Source organism: Actinomadura sp. WAC 06369 (assembly GCF_003947565.1).
Classification (GTDB): domain Bacteria; phylum Actinomycetota; class Actinomycetes; order Streptosporangiales; family Streptosporangiaceae; genus Spirillospora; species Spirillospora rifamycini.
Window position 1 is genome coordinate 1 of record NZ_QHJN01000080.1, and the last position, 15,621, is coordinate 15,621.

14 protein-coding genes and 2 pseudogenes are annotated in these 15,621 nt (G+C 72.3%); 6 read left to right on the top strand and 10 right to left on the bottom strand.

Features of this window, described 5'->3' with window-relative positions; all coding sequences use genetic code 11:
• Nucleotides 1-123: 123 nt before the first annotated feature.
• Nucleotides 124-993: a M23 family metallopeptidase gene (locus DMH08_RS21605; protein ID WP_125617322.1), complete on the bottom strand. Its 870-nt coding sequence runs from the start codon at nt 991-993 to the stop codon at nt 124-126.
• A gap of 12 nt (nt 994-1,005) precedes the next feature.
• Nucleotides 1,006-1,512 (bottom strand): ArsR/SmtB family transcription factor, encoded by a 507-nt coding sequence (locus DMH08_RS21610; RefSeq protein ID WP_125617324.1) that lies wholly within the window; start codon nt 1,510-1,512, stop codon nt 1,006-1,008.
• Between the two features lie 211 nt (nt 1,513-1,723).
• Between DMH08_RS21610 and DMH08_RS42435 the strand changes: the two genes are divergently transcribed.
• Nucleotides 1,724-2,356 (top strand): hypothetical protein, encoded by a 633-nt coding sequence (locus tag DMH08_RS42435; protein ID WP_034516490.1) that lies wholly within the window; start codon nt 1,724-1,726, stop codon nt 2,354-2,356.
• 51 nt (nt 2,357-2,407) lie between these two features.
• Here DMH08_RS42435 and DMH08_RS21620 read toward each other — a convergent pair whose 3' ends face one another.
• The 3 genes from DMH08_RS21620 to DMH08_RS21630 are packed head-to-tail and all read right to left on the bottom strand — an operon-like array spanning nt 2,408 to nt 3,772.
• Nucleotides 2,408-2,773, bottom strand: a complete 366-nt coding sequence (locus DMH08_RS21620; protein ID WP_026400809.1) for a hypothetical protein — start codon at nt 2,771-2,773, stop codon at nt 2,408-2,410.
• Nucleotides 2,770-3,285 (bottom strand): SH3 domain-containing protein, encoded by a 516-nt coding sequence (locus tag DMH08_RS21625; RefSeq protein ID WP_125617326.1) that lies wholly within the window; start codon nt 3,283-3,285, stop codon nt 2,770-2,772. Before DMH08_RS21625 ends, DMH08_RS21620 begins: the two co-directional genes overlap by 4 nt.
• Nucleotides 3,286-3,328: 43 nt before the next feature.
• Nucleotides 3,329-3,772, bottom strand: coding sequence for a hypothetical protein (locus DMH08_RS21630; RefSeq protein WP_125617328.1), 444 nt, complete (start codon nt 3,770-3,772; stop codon nt 3,329-3,331).
• Nucleotides 3,773-4,315: 543 nt separating this feature from the next.
• Here DMH08_RS21630 and DMH08_RS21635 point away from each other — a divergent pair.
• Nucleotides 4,316-4,786, top strand: a complete 471-nt coding sequence (locus tag DMH08_RS21635) for a pyridoxamine 5'-phosphate oxidase family protein (protein WP_199747931.1) — start codon at nt 4,316-4,318, stop codon at nt 4,784-4,786.
• A gap of 35 nt (nt 4,787-4,821) precedes the next feature.
• On the opposite strand, the gene DMH08_RS21640 is transcribed toward DMH08_RS21635, so the two are convergent.
• From DMH08_RS21640 to DMH08_RS21650, 3 genes and pseudogenes are all read right to left on the bottom strand, one after another.
• The gene (locus DMH08_RS21640) at nt 4,822-5,304 is read right to left on the bottom strand and encodes a protein-tyrosine phosphatase family protein (RefSeq protein WP_125617332.1); all 483 of its coding nucleotides are present in this window, start codon (nt 5,302-5,304) and stop codon (nt 4,822-4,824) included.
• 207 nt (nt 5,305-5,511) lie between these two features.
• Nucleotides 5,512-5,634: pseudogene (locus DMH08_RS41780) on the bottom strand (IS5/IS1182 family transposase); the annotation flags it as partial.
• Between the two features lie 67 nt (nt 5,635-5,701).
• Nucleotides 5,702-6,130, bottom strand: a complete 429-nt coding sequence (locus DMH08_RS21650; RefSeq protein ID WP_125617334.1) for an ATP-binding protein — start codon at nt 6,128-6,130, stop codon at nt 5,702-5,704.
• Between the two features lie 100 nt (nt 6,131-6,230).
• On the opposite strand from DMH08_RS21650, the gene DMH08_RS21655 reads away from it, so the two are divergent.
• The 3 genes from DMH08_RS21655 to DMH08_RS21665 are packed head-to-tail and all read left to right on the top strand — an operon-like array spanning nt 6,231 to nt 7,813.
• Nucleotides 6,231-7,049 carry a helix-turn-helix domain-containing protein gene (locus DMH08_RS21655; RefSeq protein WP_233617724.1) on the top strand — a complete coding sequence of 273 codons (819 nt, stop codon included), beginning with the start codon at nt 6,231-6,233 and terminating at the stop codon, nt 7,047-7,049.
• Nucleotides 7,046-7,234 carry a DUF397 domain-containing protein gene (locus DMH08_RS21660; protein ID WP_125617339.1) on the top strand — a complete coding sequence of 63 codons (189 nt, stop codon included), beginning with the start codon at nt 7,046-7,048 and terminating at the stop codon, nt 7,232-7,234. Before DMH08_RS21655 ends, DMH08_RS21660 begins: the two co-directional genes overlap by 4 nt.
• 30 nt (nt 7,235-7,264) lie before the next feature.
• Nucleotides 7,265-7,813, top strand: a complete 549-nt coding sequence (locus tag DMH08_RS21665; RefSeq protein WP_125617341.1) for a YciI family protein — start codon at nt 7,265-7,267, stop codon at nt 7,811-7,813.
• Between the two features lie 22 nt (nt 7,814-7,835).
• Here DMH08_RS21665 and DMH08_RS41785 read toward each other — a convergent pair whose 3' ends face one another.
• Nucleotides 7,836-9,065, bottom strand: a complete 1,230-nt coding sequence (locus tag DMH08_RS41785) for a hypothetical protein (RefSeq protein ID WP_125617343.1) — start codon at nt 9,063-9,065, stop codon at nt 7,836-7,838.
• A gap of 142 nt (nt 9,066-9,207) precedes the next feature.
• Nucleotides 9,208-10,071 (bottom strand): annotated as a pseudogene (locus DMH08_RS42830) (serine/threonine-protein kinase); the annotation flags it as partial.
• A gap of 69 nt (nt 10,072-10,140) precedes the next feature.
• Here DMH08_RS42830 and DMH08_RS21680 point away from each other — a divergent pair.
• On the top strand, nt 10,141-15,591 hold the full coding sequence (locus DMH08_RS21680; protein ID WP_026400801.1) for an ATP-binding protein: 5,451 nt from the start codon (nt 10,141-10,143) through the stop codon (nt 15,589-15,591).
• The last annotated feature ends 30 nt before the right edge of the window (nt 15,592-15,621 follow it).

The window sequence follows — 15,621 nt, forward strand, 5'->3', positions numbered from 1 at the left end:
GCCACAACCAGTGAGTGCACACGAGCGCCTCCCGCCGGAGCCGACAGATCCCGTTAAGGACCCGAAGGTCAGTCAGGCGGTGGGTCAGACCCCGGTGGGAGGCGCTCACCTACATCATCACTGTCAGGCGGCCCGGTCGAGGCGGTCGCCGGCCGGGACGGTGAAGGGGTGGCGGCCTGCGGGGACGCCCTCGTGCGCGGCGCCGCCGGACTCGTAGGCGAACGTGAACGGGAGCCCGGCGGCCATTCCCGGACGCCGCCGGTCCATCAGGTGGAAGTGCAGGTGCGGTTCGGACGAGTTGCCCGAGTTGCCGCAGTCGCCGAGCGGCTGCCCGGCCGTCACGCGGTCGCCCTTGCGGACCCGCACCGACCCGCGCTTCAGGTGCGCGAACACCCCGTACACGCCGTCGCCGAGGTCGAGGATGACGTGGTTGCCGAGGATGAACCGTCCGCTGGAGAGCGTCACCATGGACAGGATGCCCCGCGCGATGCCCTCCGCCATGAGGTACGGGAACGCGATCCACGAGTTGCGGCTCCAGTGGTCGCGCTGCCACCGGCCCACCGAGACGACGACGCCGTCCGCCGGGGCCAGCACGGGTTCCCCGAACGCCGGGAAGGCGGACGGGCGGCGCATCGGCGGCCACGCGTGCAGCGCCTCCCAGGACGCCTTCTCGTCGGGCTGGTGCACGAGGTCGATGGCGTAGGACTGGCCCAGTTCGTGCGTCCCGTGGCTCGGGACCTTGTCGGCGGGGCTGTTCACCGCCACCCAGCGGCCCCGGACGGGCGCCCGCAGCGGCACGGGGGCGCGCGGCGGCTCCGCCGGCGTGACCGCCAGCCCCGCCACGAAGACGAGCAGCCCGGCGCCGATCAGCACCGCGCCCGCCGCGCTGAGCCACACCGAGCCGTGCAGCGGCTCGGTGAAGACCAGGGCCAGGCCCGCCACGATCAGCGGGAGCTGGTACCTGCTCAGTTGGAGCACGACTTTGCCGTTCATCGGGTTCCTTCCTTACCTGCGCACGGCGGCGAGGACGGCCAGTAGCGGGACGACGCGCTCGCCCGGGACCGAGTACCGGCCGCGGGTTCCGGCGCGCAGCCATCCGGCGGTGACGAGGGCGCGCAGGTGGTGGTAGAGCTGCCCGGTGGTGCCGAGCCGCTCGTGCGCCGCCAGCTCGGACGTCGTCCGCGCGCCGCGCAGGATCTCCTGCAGCAGCAGGAGCCGCACGGGATGGCTGAGCGCCGCCAGGGCGGGCGCCAGCTCGCCCCAGTCGGTGTCGAGCAGCTCGTCGGCCGTCCGGCCCTCCTGCCATTCGTAGTGCTCACCGGTGGGCAGGTCGACGGTGCCGGTGAACATCACCGCGCCCGGTTCGGCGACCCGCACCTTGAGTCCGTTCAGGGCCCAGAAGACGTCGCCGTCGAGCGGTTCGGACGCCGCCGGGGCCGCGTCGCCGGGCCCCTCCAGGCGTTCGACGCGCCGCTCGAGCCGCGCGAGCCGCTCCTCCAGTCCGTCCTCCATGGCTCCAGAATAACGTAATTCCGTAGGAGTGGCGACCCGAAGGGAGGTCGGCGAGATGAGTTCTACGTAATTCCGTAGTCAGGGCGAGGGGGGAGCGCGAGGAGGGGCCGGTTCGCCCGTGCGGGGGAGGCGGCCCGCCCGCACGGGCGAGGCGCCTCCCCGGGGCCCTTCGGCAGCCTCGACGGAGATCGACCAGACCCCGGAGGGAACCATGCCGAAACTGCGCACCGCCGCCGCCCTGACCGTGGCCGCCGCCACCGCCCTCACCGTCACGGCGGCCGTCGCCCCCGCCGCGTCCGCCCGTCCCGAGAAGAAGGAACCGAAGGTCGCGAGCGTCACCGGCTGGGGGGAGATGCGCCGGACGTACCACCAGGACCAGGACGTCCGCGCGTTCGCCTTCGACGCCCGCGCGACCCCCTACGCCACCGCCGAGGGCGACTTCCCCGGCTCCCCCAACGACGCGAAGGGCACGGTCCGCATCTCGCACTACTCGCCCGGCCTGAACGTGACGATCACGGCGTCCGGGCACGTCGACTCCCTGACGACCGCCCCCGGCTACGCGGCCATGACCGCCGTCATCGACGAGGTGAGCGAGGGCGGCCCGGACTGGGTCGGGCGCCGCCTCGGGTTCAGCGTCTACGACGGCGGCAAGGACAGGCCCGGCCGCACCCGCGACCGCGTCGGCTACGGCTGGGAGTTCATGAACCTCACGCAGGACGAGAACGGCCGGTGGATCGAGAACCCCCACACCGGGAAGGGGATGGCGCCGGCCCCGTTCGGTCCGGTCACCCGGGGTGGCTTCACGGTCGTCCACAAGGACCTGCCGCCCGTCCCGGGGAACTGACCGAACGCCCCGCTCACACCGTGCCGGGGCCCGGCCTCCGCTCGGCGGCGTTCAGCACTCGCGGAGCGAGTAGGGATTCAGGCCGCCGCCCCACAGCCACGCATGCCCCTCCCAGCCGTACCGGATCTTGACCCAGTCCGACCTGGTGCGGCCCCAGGAGGTCATCGTCGCGCCGTTGGGGATCTGGCACAGGGCGCTCGCCTCGGCGGGCGGCATGATGGAGCCGATGACTCTGCCGGGCGGGATGCCCGGCGCGCCTGGATCGCTCCGGATGTGCAGGGGCCTGGCCCAGTCGCCGACGGTGACCCGGTCCGCGCGGGTGCGGGCCGGAGAGTCGGCGTTCGCGGCCGAGGGCGGCACCACGGCCAGCAGCGCCAGCGCCGCGACCGTCCCGGCCCCGATGCGGGTGATGTTCATCGGCCTTCCTCCTCACGAGCCGGGCAGTCGTCCGGGACGGCCGCGCCGCCCGGTGCGCTCCTGTCGCACCCGCCGCACGGGGGAGGCGCGGCGTGGGGGTTGAGCCCGCCGTCCCACACCCAGGCGGTGGGCGGCGAGCCCAGCCTGATCTTGATCCAGATCGAGCCGGTCCGTCCGTAGGCGGTCATGTCGGCGCCCTTGGTCCAGCAGACGGCCGAGGCGGGAGCCCCGGGCCGCATCGTGCCGATCACGTCGCCCGGCCGCCCGCCCGGCCAACCCGGGCTGTTCCGGACACGCAGGAAGGGCTGCGCCCACTGCGCGACCTGGACGCGGACGTCCCGGCGGGCCGATGTCGACACGGCGGACGGGCCGCTGGCGGCCGCCGCTTCCGCCGGGGCCGCCGCGCGCGCGGCGGACGTGGTCTCCGCGGCCCCGGCGGGCGCGGAAAGGGTCATGAGCAGGCCGCCGGCCGTGGCCAGGAGGCCGACCCCCAAGAGTTTCGGGGCGGTCATGGTCGTCTTTCCTTTCGGCTGAGCGAGGTGAACGCGGGCGGCGCTACCGGACCGTCAGGTCGCCCTGCACCCGCACGTCGACGCGTTCGTTGGTGTTGGCGATGAGCTGGACGTTGCGCGTCGCGCCGGTCCTGTTGTGCCAGACGCGGGCGCTCTCGCCGGGGCGCATGGCGTACTTGACGCAGCCGTGGTCCCAGCCTCCGCCCGCCGGTTCCAGGCAGAATGCGACCGGTTTGCCGCCCGAGGCCACCAGGCGGATGTGCACCTCCTGGCCGGGCGCGACCAGGAACGGGTTGCTGCACACCGTGTAGACCACCGACAGACCCGGCACCACGCAGTTCACACGCGTCGCCGACTCCGCACTGCGTATCTCCCGCCCCGCCGCCGTACCCGGACCGACTCCCTGCGCCGCCACAACGGCGGCCGCCACGGTCGCGACGGTGAACGCCGCCCGTCTTCGAGCCATGGCCCTGAACTTCGTCACCATGCACTGGCCTCCCTCGGCCTGATGGACATCCGCCCGGATGACGGTCGGTTCGTTCGGCGGGCACCGCGACGACTTCACAACCTGCCGAGAGCCGACCGACTCCGGATGCCGCCGATGCTTTCCCGCCGCACTCTCACCCCGGTCACTCCCCGGTCACAGGACCCGCGGCGACGGCTGGCAGCCGGACGAGTTGTGCGAGTTGTTCCATCGGGTGGCGCCGCCTGCGCCGACACGGCCGCAGGGGGGCGAGCCGGGCGAGCCGGGCGAGCCGGGCGTAGGAGGTGACAGGGTGCTCTGGTGTTCCGCGCCGGTTCCGTGCAACTCAGGGCCGGGAGATCTTCGTGCGAGCGGAGAGCGGGTGGTTCGGGGGAGTCCTCGGCGGGGGAGGGATGCTGCCTGGCCTGCTCATGGTGGGTCGGCGATGGTCGCATGAGCCCGTGGTGGGCACGGGACATCAGCGTTGTTCGGAGAACCAGCCCTCTTGATCAGCAAGTCGGGTCGGTGAAGGATGCTTCGGAACGTCGCGAGTGGTCAGGGGGAGCGGTGCCAGGCGAATTGGTCGAGGTGGCGTTGGAGCTTCTGCGGACCAACCCGTACGGGTTCCTGACGACGGTCGACGATGGGCGACCGCATACCCGGCTCGTCCAGCATGTGGGGGTCGATGACGACGGGACCGTCTGGATCGGGACGAGCCCGGCCTCCCGCAAGGCCGCCGAGGTCTCGCGGGGGCCGCATGTGTCCTATGCGGTGGAAGACCGGGCCGCCTTCGCCTACGTGTGCCTCCAAGCGGACGCCGAAGTCGTCGATGACGTGGCGGAGCGGGTGGCCCGGTGGGAGGAGGGTTTGAAGAGCTTCTTTCCGGATGGACCGGCCGGGAACGACTTCGTGCTGATCCGGCTCACTCCGCACACGGTCGAACTCATGGACTTCTCCCGCAGGATCCACCCCGACCCCTACGGACTGGTTCCGGCCGCGGCCGAGCACCGTGACGGCTCGTGGTCGACCACCCGGTGACGTGCGGACTCCGCCCGTCCCGTAGGGGCGCCGCCTCAGCCTGGTGGGAAGTTGCGCACCCAGCGGCGCTGCCACGGGGTCTCGACGGCCCGCTTGTGGTGGTGCTCGCGCGCCCAGCCGACGGCGTTCCCCGGGGCGACTCCCGCCAGGACGGCGAGGCAGGCGATGACCGTTCCGGTGCGGCCGATGCCGCCCCCGCAGGCGACCTCCACCGCCTCGCCCGCTTTGGCCCGTTCATGCAGGCCCCGGATCTCCCGGACGGCCGTGTCCCGGTCGCGGGGGAGCCGGAAGTCGGGCCATTCGATCCACGCGTGCGGCCACCGCAACTCGTCCTCGTGGCGCTCGCGGAGTTTCGCGGTGCCGAGGTAGAGCCCGAAGCCGGGTTCAGGACCGGACGCGGGTCCATTGCGCAGGCCGCGTCCTCGTACCCAGGCGCCGTCCGGGAGGCGGATCGCGCCCGCGAGGCGTCCGCCCGTGCCGGTGCCCTTGCCGTCCTGCTCGTTCGTCGTTTCGTTCATCAGGAACCTCCCTGCCCATTGCGCGAGATGGTGACGACGTGCTTTCTGTGAGGCGTCCTGATCACGAACTCAAAGCTACGAAGCCGATGCGGCATTCGCTATGGGGTTCCCCTCACGGCGTACTGTGGTCGACCGCAGTACGAATGCGGTGTCGCGGCGGCGAACGTGACCGTACTCTCGCCCTGCTCCGCCAGGCGCCCGCCGTGGGAAGGCGGTGCCTTCGTTGACGTTCCCGGCGGTCACCAGGATCGACAGCGGCAGGCCGCGCCCGTCGGCGGTCAGGTGGACCTTGGTGGTCAGCCCGCCCCGCGACCGCCCGAGCGCCTGCCCGCCGACCTGTCGGGGTGTCCGGCTCGTCCCGCCGGGTAGCCGAACACCAAGATTCACCGGACAGGCTCTAAGGGCTGAGCCGGGCCCAGACCCACTTCCCGCCCTTGGGATCCCGTGTGACGCCGCACGCGGACGAGAGCGCCTGGACGAGCGGCAGCCCGCGCCCACCGGCATCCTCGAACGAGCCGTCCGCCGCGCCGAGGTCGTCCGGTACGACTTCCGGCAGCGGCCGGGCCTGCGGGATCTCCGGGCTCGCGTCCCACACCGCGACGACGATCCCGCCGACGTCCCGGCTCACCTGGAGCCGGATCTCCTCATGCGGCGTCTGCCGCGCCGCGTTCGTGACGAGTTCCGACACGATGAGAAGCGCATCGTCCGAAATGTGGCGACAATTCCACTGGTTTAGCCGGGCGCCCGCTAGCGTCCGCGCAAGCCCCACGGCCGACGGCGTCCCCAGCAGCGGAATGATCAGGTCCCCGGTCGCAGTGATCGTCATCGATCCCCCTCGCCTCGATTTTCGTTTTCCTGTGACGAGGCTCACCGATGCGTCTTACGCTCAGGGTGTATCCAGGCAACTTGAAAAGCGGGGAGAAACAATGCCCAACGTGCGCGAGCCCCTTGACCCGCGGGAGTCGATGTGGCACTTCCTGGCCTTCTTTATGCGCTTCTGGCGCGAGAAGAAGGGGCTCTCGCTGGCTCAGTGCGGCCAGCTCATGGGTGCTGCCCGCTCAAGTGTTTCCAACTTGGAGGCGGGAAGGCGGAGGCCGCAAGATGATCAAATGCGGGCGCTGGACCTGCACTACGGGACCGGAGTCCTGTTCCAGTTGCTCCTCTGGTACGCCCGCGCGGCACACGATCCCAACTGGTTTCGGCAGTATGCCCAGTATGAGAAGCAGGCGACAGCGATCAAACTGTTCCACGGCGGCGGCATCCCGCTCTTGCTCCAGACGGACGAGTACACCCGGGTGCACGTTCAGATAGGGAGCCAGCGTGACTACGAGCACGAATACAACGAGCGGGTCGAACGGAAGCGGTCCGTCCTTGATCGAGTTGACCCGCCCGACATCTGGGTGCTCCTGGACGAGGCGGTGTTGGCCAGACCCGTGGGTGACGACCCGGAGATCATGAGGTCTCAGCTGGAGCATCTCTTGGCCATGGCGGCGCTACCGCATGTCATCCTGCGGATCGTTCCATTTTCCTCGGGCCTTCATCTTGGCTCGGCGGGATTCTTCCAGTTGATCGGCTTGGCGGATCGGGATGTGGCGTACGCGGGCGCCCCAGGTGGGGGAAGGCTCATCGAATCGCCGGGCGAAACTAGGGCAATGGGCGATAGATTCGACCGTATCGGCGCGAAGGCTGCGTCAGAGGACCTATCGCGCGACATCGTCAAGCAGTACTTGGAGCGATACCTGTGACCGTCCAGTGGCGTAAGAGTTCCTACAGCGGTGTCGGTGACGACAAAGTGTGCGTTGAACTGGGTCGTCTTGCGGACGGCGTCGGGGTACGGGACTCCAAGGACCCTGGGGGCGGGCATCTGGTGCTCAGCGTGGACGCGTTCGCCGGGCTGGTGGACGAGTTGAAGTGGCGGTCCGTGCGCTGACGGGCGGTTCGCGGCTGGGAGACTCGGCGGGTGGAATTCTTCTGCTACCACCGAGACCGGCCGGGATCCATGGAGCTTCGCCATGCGCTGGTCGAGGAGCACTGGTCGTACATGGACCGGTTCGACCGGCGACTGATCGCGCGCGGGCCGACGTTCCGGGAGGACGGCGAACTCTCCGGGAGCGTGCACATCGTCGACCTGCCGGATGCGGCCGCCGTCCGGGCGTTCGCGTTCGACGAGCCCTGTTACCAGGCCGGGGCGTATCGGGACGTGCTGGTGCGGCGGTGGCGCAACGTGCTGGGGCGCACGATGTGGGACTTCCCCGGCGGCCGGGCCGCGGACGACCGGTACCTGGTGCTCGGCCTCGGTTCCGGTGAGGGCGCCGACCTCGACGTGCCGGACGGGTGGAAGGACGATCTGATCGCGTACGGGCCGCTGCTGTCGGACGACGGGACCGCCTGGCTGGGGACGGCGGCGCTGGTCCGCGCGGCGGGGCCGGACGCGGCGCGCGCCGTCCTGACGGAGGACCGCTACGCCGCCGTCGAGGTGCACGCCTGGGAACCCGGCGGCCGCCGCTGAACGAGGGGCGGAACCTTCCCGTTCAGAGCATGTCCGCAGCGCGGCGACGTCGGCGCCGGGCGAGCTTGTTCACGTGTGCGAGTCTTTCGTAGCCCGCCCAAACGGCGAAGGCGACGACGCCGCCGATGAGAGCGATCGCCAAAGCCTCCGAAGGATTCTCGCTGTTCCGCACATGAATACCGCAGATGAATACCTCGGCGACGACGATGAAGACGAAGATGCTCAAGTACGAACCTTTGAACCCCGCAGTGTGGTCGAGGGCGTCGGCGGCCATGTGGGACGCGAGGTAGGGCAGGCCCGTCGCGAGGGGAAGGTGTTCTGCCGAGTACATCAGCAGGTCCGCGATCCGTCGTCCTCGCTCGGCGGAGTAGTCGAGCGAGTTCCTGTAGATCTCTTGCTGTAGCGACCAGGCCAGGAGGGAACCCAGGTGGATCTGGGTGTTCTGGGGAAGCGCTTCGGAATGCTGTGCCAACCGCTCCACTGCCTGGGTGAGGCGGTCGAGGTCCAACTGCGGCGTTACGACTTCGGGGATGGTCTTCTCGGTGTCGTGCGCGTTCATATTGACCAGCAGGACCGGGCCGGTGGCGAGCCAGTGCCCCTCGGGGAGGGCCGCCTTCACGCGGAGGACGGCGCGGAGGGCGGCGGGCGAGATGTCGGTCGCCGACGCCTCGGCCTTCGCGAGGCGGCGGTACCGGGCTGCGATTTCCGCGTCGCCGGGGGCGAGCTTGAACGCTTTGATGACGTCTGCCCTCCTGCCGGACGCGGACAGCCGCCATGCGTACTCGGTTCGGATCGGAGCGTCGCCGGGGGCCAGTTCGTGTGCCTTTCTGGCCGATTCGACGGTCCCGTCGGTGAGAAGCGCTCGGATGTATGCACGGGTGACCTCGGTGTCGTCCGGGGCGACCTCGTGGGCGAGCTGGAGATCCGGGAGCCCGTTGCGGCCTTCGGCGATGGACGCCCGGGCGCGTTGCAGGAGGCAGCGGGCGTGCAGGGGATCCAGTGCGAGCCCGCGTTCCGCCTGGTACGCGGCGAGCCGTGTCTTGCCCGCGGCGACGCTTCGGCCGGCGAGTTCGGCCCAGCCGTCGGGGTCGTCGGCGGTGACGGTGTGCTCCGGGGCGGGCGCCGGGAGCCGGACGGTGCCCGCCGCGGCGTTGCCGAGGACGGTCCGTGAAGGGGCGAGCGAGCGCAGCTCCGCCACGATCTCGGCGGCGGTGGGGCGGGCGGCCGGATCCTTCGAGAGGGCGCGCATCACCAGTGGGAGCAGCGGGCCGTCGATCCCGCGGACGACGGGCTCGGCTTCCAGGATGCGTGCGTGCAGGGTCCGGTGGTCCTCGCCGAACGGGGGGGGCGCCCGACGCGGCGTGCACCATGGTCCCGGCCCAGGCGAACAGGTCGGTGAAGGGGGTCACCCGGTGGCCGAGGAGCTGCTCCGGCGCCATGAACGGCGGGGTGCCCCACTGCAGACCGGTGGCGGTGATCCGTGTGCCGCGCTCGGCGAGGAGCGCCAAGCCGAAGTCGATGACGCGGGGGCCGTGCGGGCCGAGCAGCACGTTCGCGGGCTTGAGGTCGCGGTGGACGATCCCCTCGGCGTGGACGTGCTCGAGCGCGGCGGCGATGCCGACGGCCGCCTCCTGCAAGGCGTCGGTGCGCAGGGGGCCGTGCCTCTTCACCTGCTCGGCCAGGGACGGGCCGGGGATGTACTCGATGACGAGGTACGGCGGGTCGGCGTCCGGGTCGGCGTCCAGCAGAGCGGCCGTGCAGCGGCGCCCGAGGCGTCGCAGCATGGCGATCTCGCGCCGGAAGCGCGCGGGGACGGTGCCGTCCTCGTCGCGCACCAGTTCGGCGCGGATCGTCTTGACGGCGACACGGCCGCCCTCGCCGTCCTCCGCCAGATAGACGGCGCCCATGCCCCCGGCGCCGATGCGTCCCAAGATTCGGTGGCCGCCGATCATCACGGGGTCGTCGGGATGCAAAGGGCCCATGGACCTGCCTAAGGGGAAAGCGCCGGGGAGGCGGGGCGGTGCGGACGCCGAAGATCGCGCCGTTCTTCCAGGGAACACGCGGTCGGATCCGCCCGGCAAGACCCGGTAACGGACCGTATGCGGACACCGCTGGGGGCCGTCACCGCAAGGTGTCCGGACGGGGCGGGGCGGGTAGGCATCGGGGATCTCTTGCGGCGTCGCGGCTTCGCAGGTGCTTCCGGGGTGTTTGGAGGAATCCCACAAACCTCGCAGGGCAGCATGCGTTGTCGGCGGCATGGAACTACCGGCCGAATGACGAGAGGCTGACGCCGCCGGTCTGTCACGCGTCTACAGGGGGTTCGGTCAGTGTTCAGTCGTGTCGCCATCGTCAACCGTGGTGAGGCCGCGATGCGGCTCATCCACGCCGTGCGGGACATCGCCGCGGAGACCGGGACACGGATCGAGACCGTCGCCCTGTACACGGACGTCGATCGTGCCGCCGCGTTCGTCCGCGAAGCGGACCGCGCGTACGACCTCGGGCCCGCGTCGGCGCGGCCGTACCTCGATCTGGACGTGCTGGAGCGGGCGCTGGTGGAGTCCGGCGCCGACGCGGCGTGGGTCGGCTGGGGGTTCGTCGCGGAGGACCCGGCGTTCGCGGAGCTGTGCGAGCGGATCGGGGTGGCGTTCGTCGGGCCGAGCGCGGAGGCGATGCGGCGGCTCGGCGACAAGATCGGCGCGAAGCTGATCGCCGAGGAGGTCGGGGTGCCGGTGGCGCCCTGGAGCCGGGGCGCGGTGGAGAGCCTGGACGCGGCGGTGGCGGCGGCCGCGGAGATCGGGTACCCGCTGATGCTGAAGGCGACGGCGGGCGGCGGGGGCCGCGGCATCCGCATGGTCGCGAACGAAGCGGAGCTGGTGGACGCCTACGAGCGGACCGGCCAGGAGGCCGCGCGGGCGTTCGGCAGCGGCGTCGTGTTCCTGGAGCGGCTGGTCACCGGGGCGCGGCACGTCGAGGTGCAGGTCATCGCGGACGGCGAGACGGCGTGGGCGCTCGGCGTGCGGGACTGCTCGGTGCAGCGGCGCAACCAGAAGGTCATCGAGGAGTCGGCGTCGCCGGTGCTGCGGCCCGAGCAGGCGGCCGAGCTGAAGGCGTCCGCCGAGCGGCTCGCGGTCGCCGTCGGGTACCGGGGGGCGGCGACCGTCGAGTTCCTGTACCACCCGGGCGACGAGATGTTCGCGTTCCTGGAGGTCAACACGCGCCTCCAGGTGGAGCACCCGATCACCGAGGCGACCACCGGGTACGACCTGGTGAAGGCGCAGCTGCACGTGGCGTCGGGCGGACGGCTGGAGGGGGAGCGGCCCGTGGAGCGCGGGCACGCGGTCGAGGCGCGGCTGAACGCCGAGGACCCGGACCGCGACTTCGCGCCGTCCCCCGGGCGCATCGCGCGGCTGGAACTGCCCGCGGGGCCGGGCGTGCGGGTGGACACCGGCGTCGCCGAGGGCGACACGATCCCCGCCGACTTCGACTCGATGATCGCGAAGATCATCGCCTACGGCCGGGACCGGGACGAGGCGCTGGCCCGGCTGCGGCGGGCGATGGCGCGCACCACCGTGATCATCGAGGGGGGCGCGACGAACAAGGGCTTCGTCCTCGATCTGCTGAACCGGCCCGAGGTGATCGACGGCAGCGCGGACACCGGCTGGATCGACCGGGTGCGGGAGGCGGGCGGGCTCGTCTCGCACCGGCACTCGGGGGTCGCGCTGGTGGCGGCGGCCATCGAGGTGTACGAGGAGGAGGAGCGCGCGGAGCGGGCGCGGCTGCTGGCGACGGCGTCGGGCGGACGCCCGCAGGTGCGGCACGAGAGCGGCCGGCCGCTGGACCTGAAGCTGCGCGGCGCCGGGTACCGGGTGCGGGTGGCGCGGGTCGGCGCGCACCGGTTCCGGGTGGGCGTCGAGGCGGGCGGCGACGTCCGCGCCGCCGATGTGGAGCTGGAGCGCTTCGACCGGCACGCGGGCCGCATCACGGTCAACGGCGCCCGGTACCGGCTGGTCACCGGGACGCACGGGCCCGTCCACCTGGTCGAGGTGGACGGCGTCCCGCACCGGGTCAGCCGGGACGAGGGCGGCGTCGTCCGCGCGCCCGCGCCCGCGCTGGTCGTCGCCACGCCGCTGGAGGCCGGCGCCGAGGTCGAGGCGGGCGCGCCGATCCTCGTGCTGGAGAGCATGAAGATGGAGACGGTGCTGCGGGCGCCGTTCAAGGCGCGGCTGAAGGAATGCGTCGTGTCGGCGGGCAGCCAGGTGGAGGCCGGTGCGCCGCTGCTGAGGCTGGAGCAGCTCGCGGACGACGTGGAGGCCGCGGAGACCGCGGTCGGCGGGGCCGTCGAGCTGGAGCTGCCCGCCGCGCCCGCGGCGGTCCCGGCGCGGGAGCGCGCGGCGCGCGGCCTGGAGGACCTGCGCAGCCTGCTGCTGGGCTTCGACGTCGACCCGCACGACGAGGGGCGCGTGCTCCAGGACTACCTCGCCGCGCGCGCCGCGGCCGCCGCGGACGGGCACCGGCCGCTGGCGGCGGAACTCGCGCTCGTCGACGTGTTCGCCGACCTCGCCGAGCTGGGCCGCGACCGTCCGGCGGGCGGCGACGAGGGCCACGTGCACAGCGCCCGCGAGCATTTCCACACCTACCTGCAGAGCCTCGACGTGGAGCGGGCCGGGCTGCCGGACGCGTTCCGGGAGCGGCTCGGCAAGGCGCTCGCGCACTACGGCGTCACCGACCTGGAGCGCTCGCCGGAACTGGAGTCCGCGGTGTTCCGCGCCTTCCTCGCGCGGCAGCGGGCGTCCGCCGACGCGGCGGTCGTCGCGGCGCTGCTGCGGGCGTGGCTGCTGGAGCCGCCGCCGGACGAGCGGATGCGCGAGACCGTCGGGCTCGCGCTGGAGCGGCTGGTGGCGGCGGCGCAGGTCCGGTTCCCGGTGGTGTACGACCTGGCGTGCGGCGTGGTGTTCGCGTGGTTCGCGCAGCCGCTGCTGCGCCGCAACCGCGCCCGCGTGTACGCCGACGTCCGCAAGCACCTGCGGTACCTGGACGCGACGCCGGACGCGCCGGACCGCGCGGAGCGGATCGCGGAGATGGTGCGCAGCACCGAGCCGCTGGTGCGGCTGCTCGGGCGGCGGCTCGACCGCGGCGACGCCGACAACACGGTCATGCTGGAGGTGCTGACCCGCCGGTACTACGGCAACAAGGGCCTCATCGGCGTCGGCACCCGGGAGGCGGCGGGCTGCACGTTCGTGGTCGCCGAGCGGGCGGGCTCGTGCCTGGTGTCGGCGGCGGTCCGCTTCGAGGCGCTGGGCGGCGCGCTGCGCGGCCTCGCGGAGCTGGCGGGCGACGAGGACGTCGACGCCGACATCTACCTCGCGTGGGAGGGGCAGCCGGACGACTTCGACGCGATGGCGGCCGCGCTGCACGAGGTCGTCGCCGCGCACCCGCTGCCGGACCGGGTCCGCCGCATCACCGCGACGGTCGCGGGCAGCCGCGGCGCGGTGATGCACCACCACTTCACGTTCCGCCCGTCCGGGGACGGCATGGCGGAGGAGCGGCTGATCCGCGGCCTGCACCCGTACATCGCGCAGCGGATGCAGCTGGAGCGGCTGAGCGAGTTCGACCTGACCCGGCTGCCGTCGTCGGACGAGGAGGTCTACCTCTTCCAGGCGGTCGCGAAGGAGAACCCGGCGGACGACCGCCTCGTCGCGTTCGCGCAGGTGCGGGACATGACGGAGCTGCGCGACCAGGACGGCCGGCTGGTCACCCTGCCGATGGCCGAGTACACGATCGCGAGCTGCCTCGACTCGATCCGCCGCGCGCGGGAGCTGCGCCCGTCGAAGAAGCGGGTCGGCACCAACCGCATCGTCGTGTACGTGTGGCCGCCGATCAGCCTCACCCGGGCGGAACTGGAGATGATCGTCGGGCGGGTGCTGCCGACGGCCGCGGGCGCCGGGCTCGAGGAGATCCTGATCATCGGGCGGCGGCGCGACCGGGAGACCGGCGAGCTGAGCAAGATGGCCGCGCGCGTCGCGTTCGGCGCGGCCGGGGGCGTCCGGGTGACGGTCGGGGAGCCGTCCGACGAGCCGGTCGAGCCGGTCGGCGGCTACCGGCAGAAGGTGCTGCGCGCGAGCGCCCGCAACACCGTGTACCCGTACGAGCTGACGCGGATGCTCGGCGACTTCGTCGAGCACGACCTCGACGGCGCCCACGCGCTGGTGCCCGTCGACCGGCCCGCCGGGCGCAACACGGCGGCGATGGTCGCGGGCGTCGTCCGCACGCCGACCCGGCTGCACCCGGAGGGCGTCACGCGGGTCGTGCTGCTCGGCGACCCGACGAAGTCGCTCGGCGCGCTGTCGGAACCGGAGTGCCGCCGCGTGATCGCCGCGCTGGACCTGGCGGAGCGGATGCGGGTGCCGCTGGAGTGGTACGCGCTGTCGTCCGGCGCCCGGATCTCCATGGACTCGGGCACGGAGAACATGGACTGGGTGGCGGCGGCGCTCAAGCGGATCGTCGAGTTCACCCAGGACGGCGGCGAGATCAACATCGTGGTCGCGGGCGTCAACGTCGGCGCGCAGCCGTACTGGAACGCCGAGGCGACGATGCTGATGCACACCAAGGGCGTCCTCGTGATGACGCCCGACTCGGCGATGGTGCTCACCGGCAAGCAGGCGCTGGACTTCTCCGGCGGCGTGTCGGCCGAGGACAACTTCGGGATCGGCGGCCACGACCGGGTGATGGGCCCGAACGGGCAGGCGCAGTACTGGGCGCCCGACCTGGTGTCCGCGCGGGACGTGCTGATGGCGCACTACGAGCACACGTACGTCGCGCCGGGCGAGGACGGGCCGCGGCGGGCGGAGACGGCCGACCCCGCCGACCGCGACGTCTCCGACTTCCCGCACGCCGTGGAGGGCAGCGACTTCACGACCGTCGGGGAGATCTTCTCGGCGGCCGCGAACCCGGACCGCAAGAAGCCGTTCGACATCCGGACCGTGATGCGCGCCCTGTCCGACCAGGACCACCCGGTGCTGGAGCGCTGGGCGGGGATGGCCGACGCGGAGACCGCGGCGGTGCAGGACGTGCACCTCGGCGGCATCCCGGTGTGCCTGCTCGGCATCGAGTCGCGGCCGGTGCCGCGGCGCGGGTTCCCGCCCACCGACGGGCCGGACGCCTACACGGCGGGCACGCTGTTCCCCCTGTCGTCGAAGAAGGCGGCGCGGGCGATCAACGCGGCGAGCGGCAACCGGCCGCTGGTGGTGCTGGCGAACCTGTCGGGCTTCGACGGGTCCCCGGAGTCGCTGCGGAAGCTGCAGCTGGAGTACGGGGCGGAGATCGGGCGCGCGATCGTGAACTTCCGGGGCCCCATCGTGTTCTGCGTGATCTCGCGGTACCACGGCGGCGCGTTCGTGGTGTTCTCGAAGGCGCTGAACCCGGACATGACGGTGTTCGCGCTGGAGGGTTCGTTCGCGTCGGTGCTGGGCGGCGCGCCCGCCGCCGCGGTGGTGTTCACCCACGACGTGGACGCCCGCACCGCGGCCGACCCGCGGGTGCGCGACCTGGAGGGCCGCGCGGCGGCCGCCGCCGGTCCGGAGCGCGCCGCGCTGCTCGCGGAGCTGGTCGAGCTGCGCGCGTCGGTGCGGACGGAGAAGCAGGCCGAGGTGGCCGCGGAGTTCGACCGGGTGCACGACATCCGGCGCGCGGTGGAGGTCGGCTCGGTCGACGCGGTCATCGGCGCCGCGGAGATGCGCCCGCGGATCATCGAGGCCCTGGAGGCCCGCCTGGCGCGGTAGCCGCCCCCTGGGGCGTCCGGCCGTCGACCG

Coding starts and splice junctions, on each gene's coding strand:
- DMH08_RS21610 (WP_125617324.1), bottom strand. CDS start 1,512: ATGGAGGACGGACTGGAGGAGCGGCTCGCGCGGCTCGAGCGGCGCGTC.
- DMH08_RS21620 (WP_026400809.1), bottom strand. CDS start 2,773: ATGAACATCACCCGCATCGGGGCCGGGACGGTCGCGGCGCTGGCGCTG.
- DMH08_RS21630 (WP_125617328.1), bottom strand. CDS start 3,772: ATGGTGACGAAGTTCAGGGCCATGGCTCGAAGACGGGCGGCGTTCACC.
- DMH08_RS42435 (WP_034516490.1), top strand. CDS start 1,724: ATGCCGAAACTGCGCACCGCCGCCGCCCTGACCGTGGCCGCCGCCACC.
- DMH08_RS21640 (WP_125617332.1), bottom strand. CDS start 5,304: ATGAACGAAACGACGAACGAGCAGGACGGCAAGGGCACCGGCACGGGC.
- DMH08_RS21655 (WP_233617724.1), top strand. CDS start 6,231: ATGCCCAACGTGCGCGAGCCCCTTGACCCGCGGGAGTCGATGTGGCAC.
- DMH08_RS21625 (WP_125617326.1), bottom strand. CDS start 3,285: ATGACCGCCCCGAAACTCTTGGGGGTCGGCCTCCTGGCCACGGCCGGC.
- DMH08_RS21605 (WP_125617322.1), bottom strand. CDS start 993: ATGAACGGCAAAGTCGTGCTCCAACTGAGCAGGTACCAGCTCCCGCTG.
- DMH08_RS21650 (WP_125617334.1), bottom strand. CDS start 6,130: ATGACGATCACTGCGACCGGGGACCTGATCATTCCGCTGCTGGGGACG.